Annotated in this window: 22 protein-coding genes; 11 read left to right on the top strand and 11 right to left on the bottom strand. The window is 74.2% G+C overall.

Translation table 11 applies throughout. The features are described 5' to 3' along the window. Positions 1–22: 22 nt before the first annotated feature. On the top strand, positions 23–961 hold the full coding sequence (locus tag DQE82_RS28300; protein ID WP_069087346.1) for a ribose-phosphate pyrophosphokinase: 939 nt from the start codon (positions 23–25) through the stop codon (positions 959–961). Here the strand turns inward: DQE82_RS28300 and DQE82_RS28305 are convergent. After that, entirely contained in the window at positions 942–1,397 is a 456-nt protein-coding gene (locus DQE82_RS28305; RefSeq protein WP_043328481.1) for an ATP-binding protein, read from the bottom strand. The genes DQE82_RS28300 and DQE82_RS28305 overlap by 20 nt on opposite strands. Before the next feature lie 115 nt (positions 1,398–1,512). Between DQE82_RS28305 and macS the strand changes: the two genes are divergently transcribed. Together macS and DQE82_RS28315 are read left to right on the top strand one after the other, a co-directional pair. Further along, complete coding sequence (gene macS, locus DQE82_RS28310; protein WP_113974686.1) at positions 1,513–2,634, top strand: MacS family sensor histidine kinase; 1,122 nt, start codon at positions 1,513–1,515, stop codon at positions 2,632–2,634. Positions 2,635–2,645: 11 nt separating this feature from the next. Continuing rightward, a complete protein-coding gene (locus DQE82_RS28315; RefSeq protein ID WP_176722742.1) occupies positions 2,646–3,278 on the top strand; it encodes a response regulator transcription factor in 633 nt (210 codons plus the stop codon). On the opposite strand, the gene DQE82_RS28320 is transcribed toward DQE82_RS28315, so the two are convergent. The 3 genes from DQE82_RS28320 to DQE82_RS28330 all read right to left on the bottom strand — a co-directional run bounded on the left by DQE82_RS28320 (position 3,279) and on the right by DQE82_RS28330 (position 5,658). Continuing rightward, positions 3,279–3,851, bottom strand: coding sequence for a DUF5709 domain-containing protein (locus DQE82_RS28320; protein ID WP_043328485.1), 573 nt, complete (start codon positions 3,849–3,851; stop codon positions 3,279–3,281). Between the two features lie 80 nt (positions 3,852–3,931). Next, positions 3,932–4,603 carry an ATP-binding protein gene (locus DQE82_RS28325; RefSeq protein WP_051611585.1) on the bottom strand — a complete coding sequence of 224 codons (672 nt, stop codon included), beginning with the start codon at positions 4,601–4,603 and terminating at the stop codon, positions 3,932–3,934. Between the two features lie 56 nt (positions 4,604–4,659). After that, positions 4,660–5,658 (bottom strand): SDR family oxidoreductase, encoded by a 999-nt coding sequence (locus DQE82_RS28330; RefSeq protein ID WP_043328486.1) that lies wholly within the window; start codon positions 5,656–5,658, stop codon positions 4,660–4,662. A 194-nt stretch (positions 5,659–5,852) separates the two neighbouring features. Between DQE82_RS28330 and DQE82_RS28335 the strand changes: the two genes are divergently transcribed. Further along, the gene (locus DQE82_RS28335; RefSeq protein WP_064447891.1) at positions 5,853–7,121 is read left to right on the top strand and encodes a glycosyltransferase; all 1,269 of its coding nucleotides are present in this window, start codon (positions 5,853–5,855) and stop codon (positions 7,119–7,121) included. On the opposite strand, the gene DQE82_RS28340 is transcribed toward DQE82_RS28335, so the two are convergent. The 5 genes from DQE82_RS28340 to aroA all read right to left on the bottom strand — a co-directional run bounded on the left by DQE82_RS28340 (position 7,004) and on the right by aroA (position 12,065). Further along, entirely contained in the window at positions 7,004–7,969 is a 966-nt protein-coding gene (locus DQE82_RS28340; protein ID WP_176722743.1) for a hypothetical protein, read from the bottom strand. The genes DQE82_RS28335 and DQE82_RS28340 overlap by 118 nt on opposite strands. Positions 7,970–8,029: 60 nt before the next feature. Continuing rightward, positions 8,030–8,848 carry a histidinol-phosphatase gene (gene hisN, locus DQE82_RS28345; protein WP_113974687.1) on the bottom strand — a complete coding sequence of 273 codons (819 nt, stop codon included), beginning with the start codon at positions 8,846–8,848 and terminating at the stop codon, positions 8,030–8,032. Between the two features lie 68 nt (positions 8,849–8,916). Beyond that, positions 8,917–9,609, bottom strand: coding sequence for a DUF6348 family protein (locus DQE82_RS28350; protein WP_113974688.1), 693 nt, complete (start codon positions 9,607–9,609; stop codon positions 8,917–8,919). A 55-nt stretch (positions 9,610–9,664) separates the two neighbouring features. Beyond that, positions 9,665–10,558, bottom strand: coding sequence for a ribosome small subunit-dependent GTPase A (gene rsgA / locus DQE82_RS28355; protein ID WP_231915597.1), 894 nt, complete (start codon positions 10,556–10,558; stop codon positions 9,665–9,667). Between the two features lie 205 nt (positions 10,559–10,763). After that, on the bottom strand, positions 10,764–12,065 hold the full coding sequence (aroA, locus tag DQE82_RS28360; RefSeq protein WP_113974727.1) for a 3-phosphoshikimate 1-carboxyvinyltransferase: 1,302 nt from the start codon (positions 12,063–12,065) through the stop codon (positions 10,764–10,766). 102 nt (positions 12,066–12,167) lie between these two features. On the opposite strand from aroA, the gene DQE82_RS28365 reads away from it, so the two are divergent. The 5 genes from DQE82_RS28365 (at position 12,168) to rsrA (ending at position 15,513) form a co-directional block, all read left to right on the top strand. Beyond that, the gene (locus DQE82_RS28365) at positions 12,168–12,875 is read left to right on the top strand and encodes an SOS response-associated peptidase (RefSeq protein ID WP_113974689.1); all 708 of its coding nucleotides are present in this window, start codon (positions 12,168–12,170) and stop codon (positions 12,873–12,875) included. A gap of 212 nt (positions 12,876–13,087) precedes the next feature. Continuing rightward, positions 13,088–13,480, top strand: a complete 393-nt coding sequence (locus DQE82_RS28370; RefSeq protein WP_030503699.1) for a WhiB family transcriptional regulator — start codon at positions 13,088–13,090, stop codon at positions 13,478–13,480. Positions 13,481–13,576: 96 nt separating this feature from the next. Next, a complete protein-coding gene (locus DQE82_RS28375; RefSeq protein ID WP_113974728.1) occupies positions 13,577–14,188 on the top strand; it encodes an alpha/beta family hydrolase in 612 nt (203 codons plus the stop codon). 228 nt (positions 14,189–14,416) lie between these two features. Next, positions 14,417–15,223: a sigma-70 family RNA polymerase sigma factor gene (locus DQE82_RS28380; protein ID WP_113974690.1), complete on the top strand. Its 807-nt coding sequence runs from the start codon at positions 14,417–14,419 to the stop codon at positions 15,221–15,223. A gap of 2 nt (positions 15,224–15,225) precedes the next feature. Next, a complete protein-coding gene (rsrA, locus tag DQE82_RS28385) occupies positions 15,226–15,513 on the top strand; it encodes a mycothiol system anti-sigma-R factor (RefSeq protein ID WP_043330951.1) in 288 nt (95 codons plus the stop codon). An 83-nt stretch (positions 15,514–15,596) separates the two neighbouring features. Here the strand turns inward: rsrA and DQE82_RS31530 are convergent, their stop codons facing one another. Continuing rightward, the gene (locus tag DQE82_RS31530) at positions 15,597–15,671 is read right to left on the bottom strand and encodes a 50S ribosomal protein bL37 (RefSeq protein WP_369752275.1); all 75 of its coding nucleotides are present in this window, start codon (positions 15,669–15,671) and stop codon (positions 15,597–15,599) included. Between the two features lie 238 nt (positions 15,672–15,909). Here DQE82_RS31530 and DQE82_RS28390 point away from each other — a divergent pair, with 238 nt between their 5' ends. Both DQE82_RS28390 and DQE82_RS28395 read left to right on the top strand, forming a co-directional pair. Further along, positions 15,910–16,125 carry a biotin/lipoyl-binding carrier protein gene (locus DQE82_RS28390; protein ID WP_043328500.1) on the top strand — a complete coding sequence of 72 codons (216 nt, stop codon included), beginning with the start codon at positions 15,910–15,912 and terminating at the stop codon, positions 16,123–16,125. Then, complete coding sequence (locus tag DQE82_RS28395) at positions 16,122–16,634, top strand: GNAT family N-acetyltransferase (protein ID WP_064447885.1); 513 nt, start codon at positions 16,122–16,124, stop codon at positions 16,632–16,634. Before DQE82_RS28390 ends, DQE82_RS28395 begins: the two co-directional genes overlap by 4 nt. Before the next feature lie 6 nt (positions 16,635–16,640). On the opposite strand, the gene DQE82_RS28400 is transcribed toward DQE82_RS28395, so the two are convergent. Next, positions 16,641–17,216 (bottom strand): TetR/AcrR family transcriptional regulator, encoded by a 576-nt coding sequence (locus DQE82_RS28400; RefSeq protein WP_064447884.1) that lies wholly within the window; start codon positions 17,214–17,216, stop codon positions 16,641–16,643. Positions 17,217–17,315 lie beyond the last annotated feature (99 nt).

Below are 17,315 nucleotides of genomic sequence, written 5' to 3' on the forward strand. Positions count from 1 at the left end.
GCGGCCCGTACGATCATCAGACGTGCGTGACATTGCCGTGTTCAGCGGGTCGGCCCATCCGGTCCTCGCCGCCGAGATCTGCGCCCACCTCCACGTCCCGTTGCATCCGGTCCGGGTGTCCCGGTTCGCCAACGACTGCCTGGAGGTGCAGTTGCAGGCGAACTGCCGGGAGCGCGACGTCTTCCTCATCCAGCCGCTGGTGCCGCCGGTGCAGGAGCACCTGGTCGAGCTGCTGCTCATGATCGACGCGGCCCGGGGCGCGTCGGCCGCCCGGATCACAGTGGTGCTGCCGCACTACGCGTACGCCCGGTCGGACAAGAAGGACGCGCCGCGCATCTCCATCGGCGGCCGACTCGTCGCCGACCTGCTCACCTCCGCCGGCGCGCACCGGGTGCTGGCCATGACGCTGCACTCGCCGCAGGTGCACGGCTTCTTCAGCGTCCCGGTGGACCACCTGCACGCGCTGCGGGAGCTGGCCGCCCACTTCAAGGGGCACGACCTGGGCAACGCGGTGGTGGTCTCGCCGGACCTGGGCAACGCCAAGGAGGCCGCCGCGTTCGCCCGGATGCTGGGTACGCCGGTGGCGGCCGGCGCGAAGCAGCGCTTCAGCGACGACCGGGTGCAGATCAGCACGATCATCGGCGACGTGACGGACCGGGACGTGATCGTGCTGGACGACGAGATCGCCAAGGGCAGCACCGTGATCGAGCTGATCTCGCACCTGCGCGAGCGGCGGGTCCGTTCGATCCGGCTGGCCTGTACGCACGGCCTGTTCTCCAGCGGGGCGCTGGAGCGGCTCAGCGGGCAGGAGGGCGTACTGGAGATCGTCTGCACCAACACCGTGCCGATCCCGGCGGAGAAGCGGGTGCCGAAGCTGGAGGTGCTGTCGGTGGCGCCGGCTCTGGCCGAGGCGATGCGGCGGATCCACAACGGGGAGTCGGTCAGCGCCCTGTTCGCCTGACGGTGGCGAGCGCGGCGGTGATCCGGACGACGGTGCCGGCGTCGCCGGTCTCCACCTCCATCGTGTCGCTCAGCTCCCGGGCCAGCCAGAGGCCCCAGCCGCCGGCGGTGTCCGGCGCCGGCCGGTCACGGTCGCGCAGCCGCCGCTCGCTGATCCCGGGCCCGTGGTCGGCGACCTGGCAGACCAGCTCGCCGTCGCGCTGCCAGAGTCGCAACCAGCCCTGCCCGCCGCCGTGCCGCACCGCGTTGGTGATCAGCTCGTTGACCGCCAGCACGAAGTCGTCCAGCCGTTGACCGGACAGGCCGGAGTCCTGCGCGCAGGAGGTCACCGAGTGCCGCAGCTCGGTCACCTGCGCCTGACCGAAGGCCGTGGCGAGAAGGAGGGAAGGTTCGATGGGCACAACCGTACGCGGTGCGGGGAGTTCTGCGTCTGTCATGACCCCGTCCCGACGATGGCTCTCGACGACTTTCGCGGCATTTCAACCGTACGTCAGGGTTTCTCGGGCCGCACCGGCCGGGGTCCCCTCGACCGGCTGTGACAGGGTGACGCACATGCCGTCGTCCTCCGGCCTCGAGGGCCCGTTCTGGCGCTCCATCGCGGTGTTCCGGTTCGCCGCGCTCGCGTACGTCGGGCTGGTCGTGCTGCGCGACGCGGACCGCTACGCGCACCCGGTCGCCGCGGGCGGCGTCCTGCTGGCGATGCTGGCCTGGAGCGGCGTGACGGCGGCCGGCTACGGCCGCCCGGCCGGGCGGCGCTGGCCGCTGCTGCTGGCCGACCTCGGCGTGGTGCTGGCGATCATCCTGGTCACGCCCTGGGTGGTCGGGCGCGCGGCGCTCGCCGCCGGCGTGCCGATGCTGACCGCCGCCTGGCTGGCCGGGCCGGTGCTCGCCTGGGCGGTCTCCGGCGGGCGGCGGCGCGGCGCGGTGGCCGCGCTGGTGCTCGGCGGCGCCGACCTCGCCACCCGGGACCGGATCAGCCCGTCCGCGCTGACCGGGGCGATCCTGATGTTGCTCGCCGGTGTGGTGGTCGGGCACGTGGCGCGGCTGGCGGTGCAGGCGGAGGAGCGGTTGCAGCGGGCGGTGGAACTGGAGGCGGCGACCCGGGAACGGGAGCGGCTGGCCCGCGACATCCACGACTCCGTGCTCCAGGTGCTCGCGCTGGTCCGGCGGCGCGGCGCGGACCTGGACGGCGAGGCGGCCGAGCTGGCCCGGCTGGCCGGCGAGCAGGAGGCCGCGCTGCGGGCGCTCATCGGCCGGGCGGGCGCGCCGCCGGACCCGGCCGGGGCCGAGCAGGACCTGCGCGACCTGCTCGACAGGTACGCCTCGGCCACCGTCGTGGTGTCCGCGCCCGCCACCCCGGTGCCGCTGCCCGCGCGGACCGCCGGTGAGCTGGGCGCGGCGGTCGGCGCGGCGCTGGACAACGTGGCCCGGCACGCCGGTGGGCGGGCCTGGGTGCTGATCGAGGACGAGGAGGAGACGGTGACCGTCTCGGTACGCGACGAGGGGCCGGGCATCCCGGACGGGCGGCTGGCGGAGGCCGCCGCGCAGGGGCGGCTCGGGGTGGCGCAGTCCATCCGGGGCCGGGTGGCCGACCTGGGCGGCGAGGTGCGGATCGCGTCCGCGCCGGGCGCCGGCACCGAGATCGAGCTGATCGTGCCGAGGAGCCGCGGGTGAGCATCCGGGTGATGGTGGTCGACGACCACCCGATGTGGCGCGAGGGCGTGGCCCGCGACCTCACCGAGGCGGGTCACCAGGTGGTGGCGACCAGCGGCGAGGGGCGGCAGGCGGTACGGGTGGCCGCGGCGGCCCGCCCCGACCTGGTCGTGCTCGACCTCCAGCTGCCGGACATCTCCGGCGTCGAGGTGATCCGGGGGCTGCGCGCGGCGTTGCCCGAGGTGCGGGTGCTGATGCTCTCGGCCAGCGGCGAGCCGCAGGGCGTGCTGGACGCGGTCAAGGCCGGCGCCACCGGCTACCTGGTCAAGTCGGCCGCCCCGGCGGAGTTCCTGGACGCGGTGCGCCGCACGGCGGCCGGCGAGCCGGTGTTCACGCCGGGCCTGGCCGGGCTGGTGCTGGGGGAGTACCGGCGGCTGGCCGCGGCGCCGCCCGCCCCGGACGACGACGCACCCCGGCTCACCGAGCGGGAGACCGAGGTGCTGCGCCTGGTCGCCAAGGGGCTGTCCTACAAGCAGATCGCCGACCGGCTGGGCCTGTCCCACCGGACCGTGCAGAACCACGTGCAGAACACCCTGGGCAAGCTCCAGTTGCACAACCGGGTCGAGCTGACCCGGTACGCCATCGAGCGGGGCCTGGACGGCTAGCTAGCGGGCGTCCGGAGGGCGGGTCTCGTGCACCGCCAGCTCCTCCGCGCTGGCCCCGCCACCGGCCGCGCCCGCGTCGTAGGCGACGTTGTCGGTCTCCTGGTCGGTGTGCGCGCCCTCGTCCGGCTCGACCAGCCGGCCCACCTGGTGGTCGGCGACGGTGCCGAGCTGACCGTGGTCGTACACGGAGACGGGGGAGTCCGGGTCGGATACCGGGCCCGGGTCGATCACGTCGGCGTCGAGCTGGGCCTGCGCGGCGGCCTCCTCGCTGTCCGCCTCGGCGGCGATGTCCGGGTCGACCGGGCCGGCCAGCGGGTCGTCGGCGGGACGCTCGTACTGCTCGCGCTGGAGCTTGTAGTCCAGCGACTCGCCGTCGAGCTGCTCCTCCGCCGTGGTGCCGAACTCGTCCACCGCGACCGGCGTGCGGTCGCCGGGGAGCTGGGCCGGCTCGGGGCCGTCCGCCTCGCGCCCGGTCAGCACGTCGTCGTTGGCGGTGGAGTCGTCGTCGGCGGTGTCGGGCAGGCCCGCCGCCTCGGGATCGGACACGGGGGTGGGGTACTCGTCGTCGCGCATGCTCGGGAACTACCCACTGCGCTCCCCGCCCTAACCGCAACCGGCCGGGTGGATCGGGAGCAACAGGGCGAAAGGGCGCCTCAGTTGCGGACCGCCGCCTCGTCCTCGACGTACAGCACGCACCACACCACCTTGCCGTCGGGCAGCGGAGTGCTGCCCCAGCGCCGGGCCACCGTGTCGATGAGCAGCAGCCCGCGCCCGCCCAGCGCGTCCGCCGCCGCCGGACCCGCGTACGCGGGCTGCCCGGCCGAGTGGTCGCGGACGGCCACGTGCAGCGCGTTGCCGCGCGGCGCCAGCCGGAGCGTCATCGGGGTCAGCGCGTGCGCCACCACGTTGTTGACCATCTCGGTGACCGCGATGCAGGCCGGTTCGACCAGCTCCGGCAGGCCCCACCGGAGGCACCCGGCGGAGACCAGCGACCGTGCCTCGCGCGCGGCCTCGACCACCGGGGGCAGTTCGACGCCGAGCGGGTCCGGCGGCGGGTCCGGCGGCGTGGCGTCCGGGTCGAGCAGCATCTCGCTGGCCGGCCAGTCGGACACCGCCCGGCAGACCTCGTCCAGCGCGTCGCGGGCCAGCGGGTCGGCGATACGCACCCCGGACAGGTCCACGAGCAGTAGGCCGGGGCGCTGCCACAGCCGGGCCAGCAGCGCGTCCCGCACGGCCTCCACCTCGGCCCGGTCGAGCACGCCGGTCAGCCGGACTCTCGCGGAGGAATCGTCGGTCTCCACCAGGCAACGCGCATCCGTCGGCATGATCGCCCCATTGTGCACCTCGGCCGCCGCCCGCGCACCGGTCCGGTCGGCGGGACTCACGGCCGGCCCGTCCGGGACCGGCGGCTGATCGCCGCCGCCGTGCCGACAGCGGTGCCGGCCGCCAGACCGACGGCCGCGGTGAGCCGCAGCAACTGACCCCGCCGCCCGGACCAGCCGTCGGTCCGCTCCGCCGCCGCGCCGGGGGTGAAGACGGCGCCGGTGGAGTCGGCGCGTACGCCGGGCCCGAACTGGGTGCGCGCGGTGTACCAGCCCATCACCCGCTCGGCCAGCGCCGGGGCGAGCCGCCACTGGAGCCCGATCAGCCGGGCCGCGCCGCCCGCGTACGCCTCCCGCCGGGGCCGGCGCAGCAGCTTCACGATCGTCTCGGCGACCATCTCCGGCGGGTACACCGGCGGTGGCGGGGTCAGTTCCCGGCCGGTGTGGTTGGCCGCGTGCCGGAAGAACGGCGTGTCGATGGTGGCCGGCAGCACCGTGCAGATCGAGATGTTGCCCCGCCCGGTCACCCGCAGCTCCTGCCGGACCGTGTCGGCCAGCCCGCGGATCGCGTGCTTCGTGGCGTTGTACGCCGACTGGTACGGCATCGCCACCTCGGCCAGCACCGAGGCGTTGTTGACCAGCACCCCGCCACCGGCGGCGGTCAGCCAGGGCAGCGCCGCGCGTGTCCCGTACACGGCCCCCAGCAGGTTCACGTCCACCACCCGGCGGAACTCGGCCACCGGGATCTCGTCGAACAGTCCCACGGTGCCGACCGCCGCGTTGTTGACCCAGGCGTCGATCCGGCCGAACTCGGCCACCGCCCGCGCCGCGAGCTGCTCCACCGCCTCCGGGTCGGTCACGTCGGTGGGCACCACCAGGGCCCGTCCGCCCAGTTCCCGGCAGCTCGCCGCCACCCGGCGCAGCGCCGACCCGGTCCGGGCGGCGAGCACCACGTCGGCGCCCCGCTGGGCCAGCGCGTACGCGGTCGCCGCGCCGATCCCGCTGGAGGCGCCGGTGATGACGACCGTGGCGTCGGAGAGGCTGCGGGTGAGCGGCATCCTTTGGCGGTACCCCCGGGCCGCCCGGTCATGCCGACCGATTTCGACGGTGATCGGGTTCGGTCGGCCGTCCCGCTCGCGGGACAGCGGTGGCCCGGTGACCCCGATCTGCCAGGTTTGGGCGCGCCGGACCTGGGTTAATGGGACGCTCTGACCGGAGACCCCGCTACGCGAGAAACGCATGGAGGTGCACCATGCGCGTCGGCCTTGTATGCGCGCACGCCGGCTCGTCCACCGACGGTCCCACCGTCGGGACGCAGGAGCACATTGCGCGCGTGGCGGCGGAGCTCGCCGCCCGGGGTCATGACGTCCGCGTGTACGAGCGCCGTGCCGCCGCCGCCCAGCCCGCCCTGACCGAACTCGACGGCTACCGGGTGGAACGTGTGCCGGTCGGCCCCCCCGACGTGCTCTCCACCGCCGAGCTGGTGCCCTTCGTCGCCGAGTACGGCCGCTGGCTGGCCGGGCAGTGGGCCGGTGACTGGACCCCCGACGTGGTGCACGGCCACTACTGGGTCGGCGGGCTGGCCGCCGCCCACGCGGTACGCGCCACGGACATCCCGGTGGTGCAGACGTTCCACTCGCTCGGCGTGGAGCAGCTTCGGCACCTCGGGCCCCGGTACGGCGGCCCGGGCGAGCGCATCCCGCTGGAACGGGCGCTGACCCGGGCGGTGGACGTGGCGGTGGCCCAGTGCAACGACGAGGTGGACGAGCTGACCCGGATGGGCCTGCAGCGCACGTCGGTGGCGATGGTGCCGACCGGGGTGGACACCGGCCAGTTCCATCCGGACGGCGAGGCGGCGCCCCGCGACCAGCGGGCCCGGATCCTCTCCGTCGGCGGGCTCGCCCCCGGACACGGGCAGGACGACCTGATCCGGGCGATGCGGCTGGTCGGCGACGCGGAGCTGGTGATCGCCGGCGGCCCGCCGGCCGAGCGGCTGGACGGGCACGCCGAGGCGCGCCGGCTGCGGGAGCTGGCCGAGCGGGCCGGTGTGGCGGAGCAGGTGAAGCTGGTCGGCGCGGTGCCGCACGACCAGATGGCGACCTGGTACCGCTCCGCCGACGTGGTGGCCTGCACGCCGCACTACGCGTCGGCCGGGCGGGTGTCGCTGGAGGCGATGGCCTGCGGCGTGCCGGTGGTCGGTTACGCCATGGGCGGCATCGCCGACGCGGTGGTGGACGAGGTGACCGGCAAGCTGGTGCCGCCCGGTGACGTACGCACGCTCGGGGTCACGCTGCGCCGGCTGCTGTCGGACAACGCCGGGCGGTTCGCGTACGGGCACGCCGCGGTGGACCGGGTCCGGTGCAGCTACACGTGGGAACGTACCGCGGCCGCGCTGGAACGTCTCTACGAGCGGGTGATCGGGCGTCGCCGCCCGGCCACGCCGATCGAGCCGACGCCGGTCGAGGTGACGCCGCCGGTCGAGGTGGCCGTCTCGGAACGGGGACCGGTCGAGGCGGCCTGAACCGGCACCATCCCGGCGCCCACTATCGCCTTCTGGCGGGCGCTGGCGTGGTGGTGCTGCGGTTCGGCGTACCGGGTCAGGCCGACCACCGCCGCGAGCGTGACCAGGAAGCCCAGACCGGCCAGCCACTCCCGGCCGGGCCAGATCTTGTCGTTGAGCAGCAGCAGGCCGACGATCGCCGCGGGCACCGCCCCGGCGGCGTCCATCGCGGCCACCGCCGCCGTGGTCGACCCGCGCTGCATGGCCAGGCCGAGCAGCAGCTGGCCGATGACCGAGTGCACGATCAGCAGGTAGAGCAGCGGGTCGCGGACGAACGCCTCCACCGATCCGGCCGAGGCGAGCGGGCGGGCCGCCACCGCGGCGGCGGAGAACGCCATCCCGGCCAGCGAGCCGAGCACCACCGACCCGAGCGCGCCGTGCAGCCGGGCGGCGAAGAACCCGGACCCGGCGATCGCGAACACCGCCACCGCCAGGCCGACCAGCCCGGCGGTGCCGAGCTGCCGCGACGGCGCCGGCTGGGCCGACAGCACCAGCGCGGTGATGCCGGCGAACAGCAGCACCAGCAGCACCACCTCGGCGGCCGGCAACCGCCACTTGAGCACCAGCACGCCGAGTACGGCGGTCACCCCGAGCCCGGCCGCCACGCTCGCCTGCACCAGGAACAGCGGCAGGTCGCGGCGGGCCAGGAACGCCAGCACGAAGCCGACCACCTGGCAGGTCAGGCCGATCAGGTACGTCCGGTGCCCGGCCAGGCGCAGCAGCAGCCCCGGGTCGAACGTGTGGTGCACGGTTGTCCGCGCCGCGGCGACCGACTGGAGAAGGTTGGCGAAGCCGTACGCGACGATCATCGCTGCCAGGAAGCACCAACCGGAGGAAACCACCTGGCGAGGATAGAGGCTCTTCCCGGTTCAGCGCTCGGCTGGACGGCCGAGCCGGGCCAGGATGTCGTCGTGCAGCGCGCCGTTGCTGGCCACGGCGCTGATGTCGGCGGAGTCCGCGCCCGCCGGGGCCGGCCGGCCGGCCAGATCCGTGATCACGCCACCCGCCTCGGTGACGATCGGCACCAGCGCGGCGATGTCCCACAGCGACAGCTCCGGCTCCACCATCACGTCCAGCGCGCCCTCGGCCAGCAGCATGTAACCGTAGAAGTCGCCGTACGCGCGGCTGCGCCAGGTGTCCCGCATGAGCTGGAGGATCGCGTCCAGCCGGCCGGCCTGCTCCCACCCGGTCAGCGACGAGTAGCAGATGCTCGCGTCGCCGAGCGCGGTGACGCCGGAGACCCGGATCGGCGTGCCGTCCGCCGGTCCGGCGCCGGCGAATGCGCCCGCGCCGAGCGCGCCCCACCAGCGGCGGGCCAGCGCCGGGGCGGAGACCAGGCCGAGCACCGGCCGGTCGTGCTCCAGCAGCGCGATCAGGGTGGCCCAGACCGGTACGCCCCGGACGAAGTTCTTCGTGCCGTCGATCGGGTCGATCACCCAGCGCCGCCCGTCCGGCCCGGCCGGCGGCTGCTCGCCGTACTCCTCGCCGAGCAGGCCGTCGCCGGGACGGTGGGTGGCCAGCAGCGCGCGGATCTCCCGCTCCACGGCGGTGTCCGCGTCGGAGACCGGGGTCAGGTCCGGCTTCGACTCGACGCGCAGGTCCAGCGCGCGGAACCGGGCCGAGGAGACCGCGTCCGCGGCGTCGGCGAGCAGGTGGGCGAGGGCGAGATCGTCGGCGTACCCGGTCATGACGGACACGCTAGTGGCGTGACCACGACCGTCGGTCGTCGGGGCGTCACCCGAGCGCTGTCACCGCCTCAGTCGGGGCCGACCAGGAGGACGAAGGTGCGTGCCAGGCCGAAACGGTCGGTGCGCGGCCAGTCCAGAGCGGCGAGCGCGGCGACGGACGGCTCGTGCCGCCGGCCGTTGATCCGCACCTCGCACTCGGTGACGTCACCACCCTGGCCGACCAGCATGCGAACGCCGTTGAGATGTGGACGGTCCAGCCCGGCCGCGATCACCGGCGCCAGGGTCGACCACGGCATCGCCTCGGCGAACCACTCCTGCTTGTGCTGCGATCCGTCGGCGGACCATCCGGTCACGCCGCCGACGATCGCATGCCAGCCGGCGAACCCGCCCTTGTCGCCCGACCTGAAGTGGCTCGCCAGCCGCCCTCGCTGCTCGATCATCTCCAGGACCGTCACCAGGCAGGTCTCGATCCACGCCCCGATCGCCTGACGGGCCGCCTCGACCGGGTCGGCCGCCAGGCCGAGCGTGCAGTCGACGATCGTCGGCACGTCCGGCCGGTCCGCGTTCAGCAGGAGTTCCAGGTCCAGGTGGCGGTAGTCGTCGCTGTCCGGTGGAAGGACCCGGACGCCCAGCGATCCCGACCGCAGCATCGGCCCGTCGGTCATCCGCCACTCGCCACCCACCTCGGCGAGCATCGGCGCGGCCAGCTCCAGCACCCGCTCGGCGGGCAGAGGCCGTGGGGTCGGCCGGGGATCGATCATGGTGGGTCAGCGTACCGGTGAGGCCCGGCGCCGTGGGCCCGGCCGGCGACGCCGGTCAGGACCCGGCGAGCGGATCGCCGGGGTTGCGCTCCGGCTCGCGCGGGTCGCCCTCGCCGCTGCGGGAGGCCAGCAACCGCCGGTACGAGGCGAGCCGGCGCGCGTCCGCCTTCCCGGCGGCCACCCAGGCGTCCAGCGCGCAGTCCGCCTCGTCGGCGGTGTGCGGGCAGTTGGCCGGGCAGTCCACCGTCGCCTCGACGAGGTCCGGGAAGCCGTGCAGCAGGCTCTCGGCGGACACGTGGGCCAGCCCGAAGCTGCGTACCCCCGGGGTGTCGACGATCCAGCCGGTGTCGCCGTCGGCGCCGGGCTCGGCGGGCAGCCGCAACGCCACCGCGCTGGTCGAGGTGTGCCGGCCCCGGCCGATCGCGCTGACCGTGCCCACCGCGCGTGCGGCGTCCGGGACCAGGCGGTTGACCAGCGTCGACTTGCCCACGCCGGAGTGACCCACCATCACCGACACCCGGCCGGCGAGCAGCGCCCGCAGCGCGGCCAGGTCGGAGTCCGGGCGGATCAGCACGTACGGCAGCTCCAGCTCGGTGTAGTAGCCGAGCACCGCCTCCGGGCCGCCCAGGTCGGCCTTGGTGAGGCAGAGCAGCGGCTCGATGTCGGCGTCGTACGCGGCCACCAGGCAGCGGTCGATGAACCCGGTACGCGGCGGCGGGTCGGCGAGCGCGCTGACGATCACCAACTGGTCGGCGTTCGCCACCACCACCCGTTCCAGCCGCCCCTCGGCGGTGGTCTCGTCGTCGTCCGCGGTACGCCGCAGCACCGAGGTCCGTTCGGCGATGCGCACGATCCGGGCCAGCGCGCCCGGCGCGCCGGAGGTGTCCCCGACCAGACCCACCCGGTCACCCACCACCACCGACTTGCGTCCCAGCTCGCGGGCGCGCATGGCGGTGACGAGCGGGGCATCCGGCCCGGCCCCGGGCAGCACGCAGGTGTAGCGGCCCCGGTCGACGGCGATGACGAACCCGTCGACGGCGTCGGCGTGCCGGGGGCGGGTGCGCGTACGCGGCCGCGACGACCGGCCCGGTCGGACCCGGACGTCGTCCTCGTCGTACTCGCGCCGCTTCGTCGCCAGGACGTCCCCCCCGCTGTCAGTTCTTGCCGGTCACCATCCCCGACCATAGTGCCGGGAACTCCGGCATGGTCTTGGAGGTGCACGCCACGTCGTCGACCTCGATGCCGGGGACGGCCAGCCCGGCCACCGCCGCGGCGTGCGCCATCCGGTGGTCGGCGTACGTGCGGAACGTCCCGCCGCGCAGCGGGCGGGGCCGGATGTCCAGCCCGTCGGGGGTCTCGGTGATGTCCGCGCCGAGCGCGGTGAACTCCTTGGCGAGTGCGGTGACCCGGTCGGTCTCGTGGCCCCGGATGTGGCCGATGCCGGTGAGCCGGGACGGGCCGTCGGCCAGCAGCGTGAGCGCGGTCAGCACCGGGGTCAGCTCGCCGACGTCGGAGAGGTCGGCGTCCAGCCCGCGTACCGTGCCGGTGCCCCGCACGGTCAGGCCGTCGGTGCCGAGCGTCACCTCGCCGCCCATCCGGTGCAGCAGCTCCCGCAGCCGCTCGACCGGCTGGAGGCTGCTGCGCGGCCAGTCCTGCAACGTCACCTCGCCGCCGGTGACCAGCGCGGCGGCGAAGAACGGCGCGGCGCCGGAGAGGTCGGGTTCGATCTCCCAGCCCCGCCCGGACAGCGGGCCCGGCTCGACGGCCCAGACGTCCGGCGTGGTGTCGTCCACCGCGGCGCCGGCGGCGCGCAGCATCTGCACCGTCATCCGCAGGTGCGGCGCGGACGGGACCGGGGGACCCTGGTGCCGGACCACCACGCCCCGGTCGAACCGGGGCGCGGCCAGCAGCAGCCCGGAGACGAGCTGGCTGGACGCGGAGGCGTCGATGACCACGTCGCCGCCGGTCACCTGCCCGGCGCCGAGCACGACGAGCGGCAGGCTGCCCGTCGGCGGGGCGTCGATGCGGACGCCGAGCGCCCGCAGCGCGCCGATCAGCGGGCCGAGCGGGCGCGTGCGGGCGTGCGGGTCGCCGTCGAACGTGACCCGGCCGGCGGCCAGCCCCGCCACCGGCGGCAGGAAGCGCATCACCGTGCCGGCCAGGCCGACGTCGACGTGCGCCGGCCCGGCGAGCGGATGCGGGCGGACCAGCCAGCGGTCGTCGTCGGAGATGGACATGTGCGCGCCCAGCTCGCGCAGGCCGCCGGCCATCAGCTCGGTGTCCCGGGCGCGCAGCGGCCGGGACAGTGTCGACGGCCCGCTGGCCAGCGCGCCGAGCACCAGGGCCCGGGCGGTCATCGACTTGGAGCCGGGCAGGCGCAGTGTCGCGGCGACCGGGTCGCTGGCGGTCGGCGCGGTCCACGGTTGCGGCTGACGGGTAGCGATCGGATTCCCCACGGTCACATTCTGCCAAGTTCCCGGCCCGGTGGAACCGTCCGTGGCCGCTGCTCCCGTTGGGCGGGACAGCCGAAACGTCCGGATGGGGCTAGCGTGGGCGCCATGTGCGGGAGGTACGCCACGACCCGGAGCGCCGGTGACCTGAGCGCGCTGTTCTCCTCGGCTGACGAGACCGGCGGGGTGGCGCCGGACTTCAACGTCGCCCCGACCGATCCGGTGCCGCTGGTCCGGCTCGCTCCGGAGGGGCACCGGCTGCTCTCCCTGGGCCGCTGGGGGCTGTTGCCGGGGTGGTCCCGCAGCGCCGCCGGCGCCGCCCGCATGATCAACGCGCGGGCCGAGACGGTCGCGACCAGCCGGGCGTACGCGCCGTCGTTCGCCCGGCGCCGGTGCCTGGTGCCGGCCGACGGGTGGTACGAGTGGGTCCGGCTCGCCGGTGGCGGGCGGCAGCCCTACTTCATGACGCCCCGGGACGGCTCGGTGCTCGCCTTCGCCGGCATCTGGTCGGTGTGGGAGTCGGCCGGGGTGGCCCGGCTCACGTTCAGCGTGCTCACCACCGCTGCGATCGGCGAGCTGGCCGAGGTGCACGACCGGATGCCGCTGCTGCTGGCGCCGGATCGCTGGGCGGATTGGCTCGGCCCAGCCGACGACCCGGCCGGGTTGCTCGCGCCGCCCGACGCCGGCCTGCTCGCCGGGCTGGAGATCCGCCCGGTCTCCCGGGCGGTCGGCGACGTCCGCAACGACGGTCCCGAGCTGATCGCGCGGGTGTCTCCGGAGGGCGTGGAGGCGGTCTCCGGGCCGACCCTGTTCTGATCACGCTCCGCCACATCGACGCGCCCCGTTTGCCGGGGTTGCGCCGGAAAAGTCGCCCGGACGTTCAGTCAGTTTCATTGAAGACTCTTGTCCTTACGTATGCGAATGCGATAGAACACAGCGCCGGTGATGGGCGTTGGTTCGCACGGGGCGACGACACCCATCGATCTTGCTGAAAGATCTCTGCCGGTCCCACGGGGGAGGTGGGTGTATTGACACGGGCACGCATGCCCCGCCCGCACGAGGTCGCCGCGGCACGGCGCGACCCACGACTGCTGCGGGCTCTGCACGAACGACGCCAGGACGAGGCGTGGCGCACCAGAGGCACCTGTCAGAACGTCGATCCGGAGACGTTCTTCCCGGCGCCGAACGAGCCGGCCGACGCGGCGGTGGCGCTCTGCCGCACGTGCGACGTCCAGGGCTCCTGCCTGGCCTGGGCGCTGGAGGTGGGCGACTGCCACGGCGTCTGGGGCGGCACCACGCCGCGCGAGCGCCGAGCCATGCTCGTGGCCTGGCGCAGCGAGGTGCAACCCGATCCGGACGCGATCGACGACGCCGGCCCGCCGGTGCGTGACCGCCTGCTCACCCTGGTGCCGCTGAGCTGATCCCTCGTCGCCCGTGGCCCGTCCGCGGGCCACGGGCGACGACCGGTTCGGCCCGTCCCGGTGCCGCCGGCCGACCGGCACGCGCAGAATGGGCCGGTGCGGCACGACGACGAGATCGACACACTCCGGGGACGGGCCCGGTTCCGCTTCCACCCGCCCGCAGACGGCGCGACAGTGCTGGTGCTGGGCCACGGGGCAGGCGGCGACGTGGACGCGCCGGACCTCACGGCGGTCCGGGACGCGGTGCGCGATGCCGGGGCCGGGGTGGCCCTGGTGACCCAGCCGTACCGGGTCGCCGGGCGGCGCGCGCCCGCTCCCGCCGGGCACCTCGACGAGGCGTGGACGGCGGTGCTGGCCGAGCTTCGCCGGCGCGCCCCGCAGGTGCGCGACTGGGTGGTCGGCGGCCGGTCCAGCGGCGCCCGGGTGGCCTGCCGCACCGCCGCCGCCGTCGGGGCGGCCGGAGTCGTCGCGCTGGCGTTCCCGCTGCACCCGCCGGGCCGGCCGGAACGCTCCCGGGCCGCGGAACTGCTCACCGGGCTGCCCACGCTCGTGGTCAACGGCGACCGGGACCCGTTCGGCGTGCCCGAACCCGGCCCGGGGATCGAGGTGGTGGTCCGGCCGGGACAGCGGCACGACCTGCGGGGCGACCCGGCCGGCACGGCCGCCGTGGTCCGGGACTGGCTGCGCGTACACGGATGGTTGTCCTGAGCGGCGGCGCGCGCCGTGACCGTCGCCCGCGGCGGGTCGTTGCACCGGTTGGTGCCGGCCGCCCGGTTCGGGTGCGCCGGGGCCACCCTCCCAGGCCCTTCCTGGTCCCAGCGGCGGTCGCGGCCGCCGCCGGGGCCAGGATCGGGTGGGACCTGTGGAATGCCGCACCCCGTACCTCGCGTTACCTCCCTGTGGACGACGACAGTGCCAGCGCGAGGGGGGTGACCGGTGCCGATACAGACACGGAGCCGGGAACGGGACGAACGGGACGAGCGGCAGCTCAGGCGGCTGCTCGATGCGCCGGAGTGGCCCGCGGCGCCGGTCGTGAGCACCGGCACAGACTCCGGAAGTGAATCTGCCGGAAAGTGGGTACGCGTATCCTCAGCGGGAAAGCATCCGACGCGAGGGGATGTGCGGTTGACCACCGAGAAGACGGACGAGCGCAGGGCCCGCTTCGAGCGGGACGCTATGCCCTTCGTCGACCAGCTCTACGCCGCCGGTCTGCGGATGACCCGCAACCCGGCCGACGCGGAGGACCTGGTTCAGGAGACGTACCTGAAGGCGTACGCCGCCTTCCACCAGTTCGAGCAGGGCACGAACCTGAAGGCCTGGCTCTACCGGATCCTGACCAACACCTACATCAACACCTACCGTAAGCGGCAGCGGCAGCCCATTCAGGCGCCGACCGAGGAGATCACCGACTGGCAGCTCGCCGAGGCCGAGTCGCACACCTCCAGCGGCCTGCGCTCGGCCGAGACGGAGGCGCTCGACCGGCTCCCGGACAGCGACGTCAAGGAGGCCCTCCAGCAGTTGCCGGAGGAGTTCCGCCTGGCCGTCTACCTGACCGACGTCGAGGGCTTCTCCTACAAGGAGGTCGCCGACATCATGGGCACGCCGATCGGCACCGTGATGTCCCGTCTGCACCGTGGCCGACGTAATCTGCGGAAGCTGCTCGAGCAGTACGCGGCGGAGCGCGGTTTCAGCGCCGCCTCGTCGAAGAAGGGTTCGACCGCCGCCGCCAGCCGGGAGGTGTGACCGTGAGCTGTGGACAACCGCACGAGACGGACTGCCGCGAGGTGCTCGCCGAGGTCTACCTCTACCTCGACCTGGAGTGCGGCGAGGAGCGCCGGCTGCTGATCCGGCACCACCTGGACGAGTGCGGGCCGTGCCTGCGCGAGTACGGCATCGAGCAGGAGGTCAAGGCGCTCGTGGCCCGGTGCTGCGGCAACGACTCGGCGCCGGAGAAGCTGCGTGAGCGGCTGCGTCTGCGGCTGACCGAGCTGGTGGTCTTCGAGACCACCGAGTCCCGCGAACTGGCCGACTGAACAAGCGACGGAACGGCCCGGGTCCGAATGATCGGACCCGGGCCGTCACGCGTTTCCGGCAGGTGCCGCGCTGTTCCCGATGATCAGGAGTTGGGGCGCTTGCCGTGGTTGGCGCTGCTCTTCTTCCGGGCCTTCTTCTTGCGGGCCTTCTTCGCCATGCTCTGCCTCCTTGTGCTGGTCACGGTTCCGTCCGCGGCTGGCCGCGGCGGAGGTCGCGGTGTGGCTCCCCGGCTCGCCGGTGGCCGACCCGCACGATGCTAGTGCCGACGCAGCCCGCCGGAGCGCGGTGGGGCGCATCGCGTGCCCGGTGGTGCGCGGCCCGGCGTGACCGGCGTCATGATTGGATACCGTTCGCAGGACTGTCGGGGAGTCGTCGGGGAGAGGGAGGGCCGGAAGATGGCCGAGGAGATCCGCGCCGAGATGGTGGCGAACGTCTGGAAGGTCGTGGTGTCGGCCGGCGACACCGTGTCCGAGGGCGACACGCTCGTCATCCTGGAGTCGATGAAGATGGAGATCCCGGTGGTCGCCGAGTCCGACGGCGTGGTGCAGCGCCTCGCCGTCAACGAGGGAGACGTGGTGCAGGACGGCGACCTGATCGCGGAGATCGGTTGACCGCCTTGCTGGTGCGCCGCGCCGAGCCGGCGGACTTCCCGGCCGTGGCGCGGCTGACTGTGGCCGCGTACGAGGCGGACGGCCAGCTCAAGGACGAGAGCGGGTACGCGCCGGTGCTCGCCGACGTGGCCACCCGCGCCCAGACCGGCGAGGTGCTGGTGGCCGTCGACGACACCACCGGCCAGGTGCTCGGCGCGGTGACGTTCGTGCTGCCCGGCACCCCGTACGCCGAACTCGCCGGCCCGGGCGAGGCGGAGTTCCGGATGCTCGCGGTGGATCCGGCCGCGCAGGGCCGGGGCGCCGGCGCCGCGCTCGCGGCCGCGTGCGTGACGCGCGCGACGGAGCTGGGATGCACGGCGGTGGTGATCTGCGTACGCGCCGGGATGGCGGCGAACGCGCACCGCCTCTACGAGCGGCTCGGGTTCGTCCGGCTGCCGGAGAAGGACTGGTCGCCGCTGCCCGGCATCGACCTGCTCGGTCTGCGACTGGACCTGACCGCGGCGGGCTGAACCGGCTCAGCCCTGGCCGGTCTCGCCGATCTTGGCGAGCAGCTCGTCGGCCACCTCGAGCGCGATCCGCTTCCGCTCGTCGTCGGTGATGCCGGGCGCGCGGACCGCGAACCAGCTGGTGTGCACCGCGAACAGCGTCAGCGTGGCGCGCAGCTGGGCGGCCGGCGAGTCGTCACCCCGGCACAGCTCGTGGGCCAGCCGCATCATCCGGTCCCGCATCTGCTGGCCGGCGACCAGGCTCTTGAGCACCGTCTGGTTCTGCTCGAAGAAGCGCATCACCTGGGGCAGGTCGCCGGCGAACATGCTGTCGGCGTACCGCCCGAGCAGGGCGCGCCGGGTCGCCAGGGTGGGTGGCTGGTCGGCGGCCCAGGCGATCAGCTCGTCCATCCGGCGCAGCCGGTCGTCGACGAAGCTGGTGACGATCTCGTCCTTGCTCTTGAAGTGGTAGTAGAGCGCCGCCTTCGTGACGCCGAGCCGCTCGGCGATCTCCCGCAGTGACGTCTTCTCGTAGCCCTGCTCGGTGAAGAGTTCCAAGGCGACGGCCTGGATGCGCTGCCGTGTGCCTCCTGTGGTCTCCCTCACCAGCCGACTTCCTTCCAATCCGCTTGACGTCCGACCGTCATCAGCTTACCGTCCGGCTAGTAAGCAAACTAGCCGGGCGGCAAGTAAGTTGATCACATG

The organism is Micromonospora sp. LHW51205 (assembly GCF_003315815.1).
Taxonomy (GTDB): Bacteria; Actinomycetota; Actinomycetes; order Mycobacteriales; family Micromonosporaceae; genus Micromonospora; species Micromonospora chalcea.

What these genes read in the sequence shown, in the direction of transcription:
- DQE82_RS28390 (WP_043328500.1), top strand. Translation starts at nt 15,910, where the DNA reads ATGGCCGAGGAGATCCGCGCCGAGATGGTGGCGAACGTCTGGAAGGTC.
- rsgA (WP_231915597.1), bottom strand. Translation starts at nt 10,558, where the DNA reads ATGCGCGCCCGCGAGCTGGGACGCAAGTCGGTGGTGGTGGGTGACCGG.
- DQE82_RS28305 (WP_043328481.1), bottom strand. Translation starts at nt 1,397, where the DNA reads ATGACAGACGCAGAACTCCCCGCACCGCGTACGGTTGTGCCCATCGAA.
- hisN (WP_113974687.1), bottom strand. Translation starts at nt 8,848, where the DNA reads ATGACCGGGTACGCCGACGATCTCGCCCTCGCCCACCTGCTCGCCGAC.
- DQE82_RS28330 (WP_043328486.1), bottom strand. Translation starts at nt 5,658, where the DNA reads ATGCCGCTCACCCGCAGCCTCTCCGACGCCACGGTCGTCATCACCGGC.
- macS (WP_113974686.1), top strand. Translation starts at nt 1,513, where the DNA reads ATGCCGTCGTCCTCCGGCCTCGAGGGCCCGTTCTGGCGCTCCATCGCG.
- DQE82_RS28340 (WP_176722743.1), bottom strand. Translation starts at nt 7,969, where the DNA reads ATGATCGTCGCGTACGGCTTCGCCAACCTTCTCCAGTCGGTCGCCGCG.
- DQE82_RS28365 (WP_113974689.1), top strand. Translation starts at nt 12,168, where the DNA reads ATGTGCGGGAGGTACGCCACGACCCGGAGCGCCGGTGACCTGAGCGCG.
- DQE82_RS28320 (WP_043328485.1), bottom strand. Translation starts at nt 3,851, where the DNA reads ATGCGCGACGACGAGTACCCCACCCCCGTGTCCGATCCCGAGGCGGCG.
- DQE82_RS28325 (WP_051611585.1), bottom strand. Translation starts at nt 4,603, where the DNA reads ATGCCGACGGATGCGCGTTGCCTGGTGGAGACCGACGATTCCTCCGCG.
- DQE82_RS28335 (WP_064447891.1), top strand. Translation starts at nt 5,853, where the DNA reads ATGCGCGTCGGCCTTGTATGCGCGCACGCCGGCTCGTCCACCGACGGT.
- DQE82_RS28350 (WP_113974688.1), bottom strand. Translation starts at nt 9,609, where the DNA reads ATGATCGATCCCCGGCCGACCCCACGGCCTCTGCCCGCCGAGCGGGTG.
- DQE82_RS28315 (WP_176722742.1), top strand. Translation starts at nt 2,646, where the DNA reads ATGGTGGTCGACGACCACCCGATGTGGCGCGAGGGCGTGGCCCGCGAC.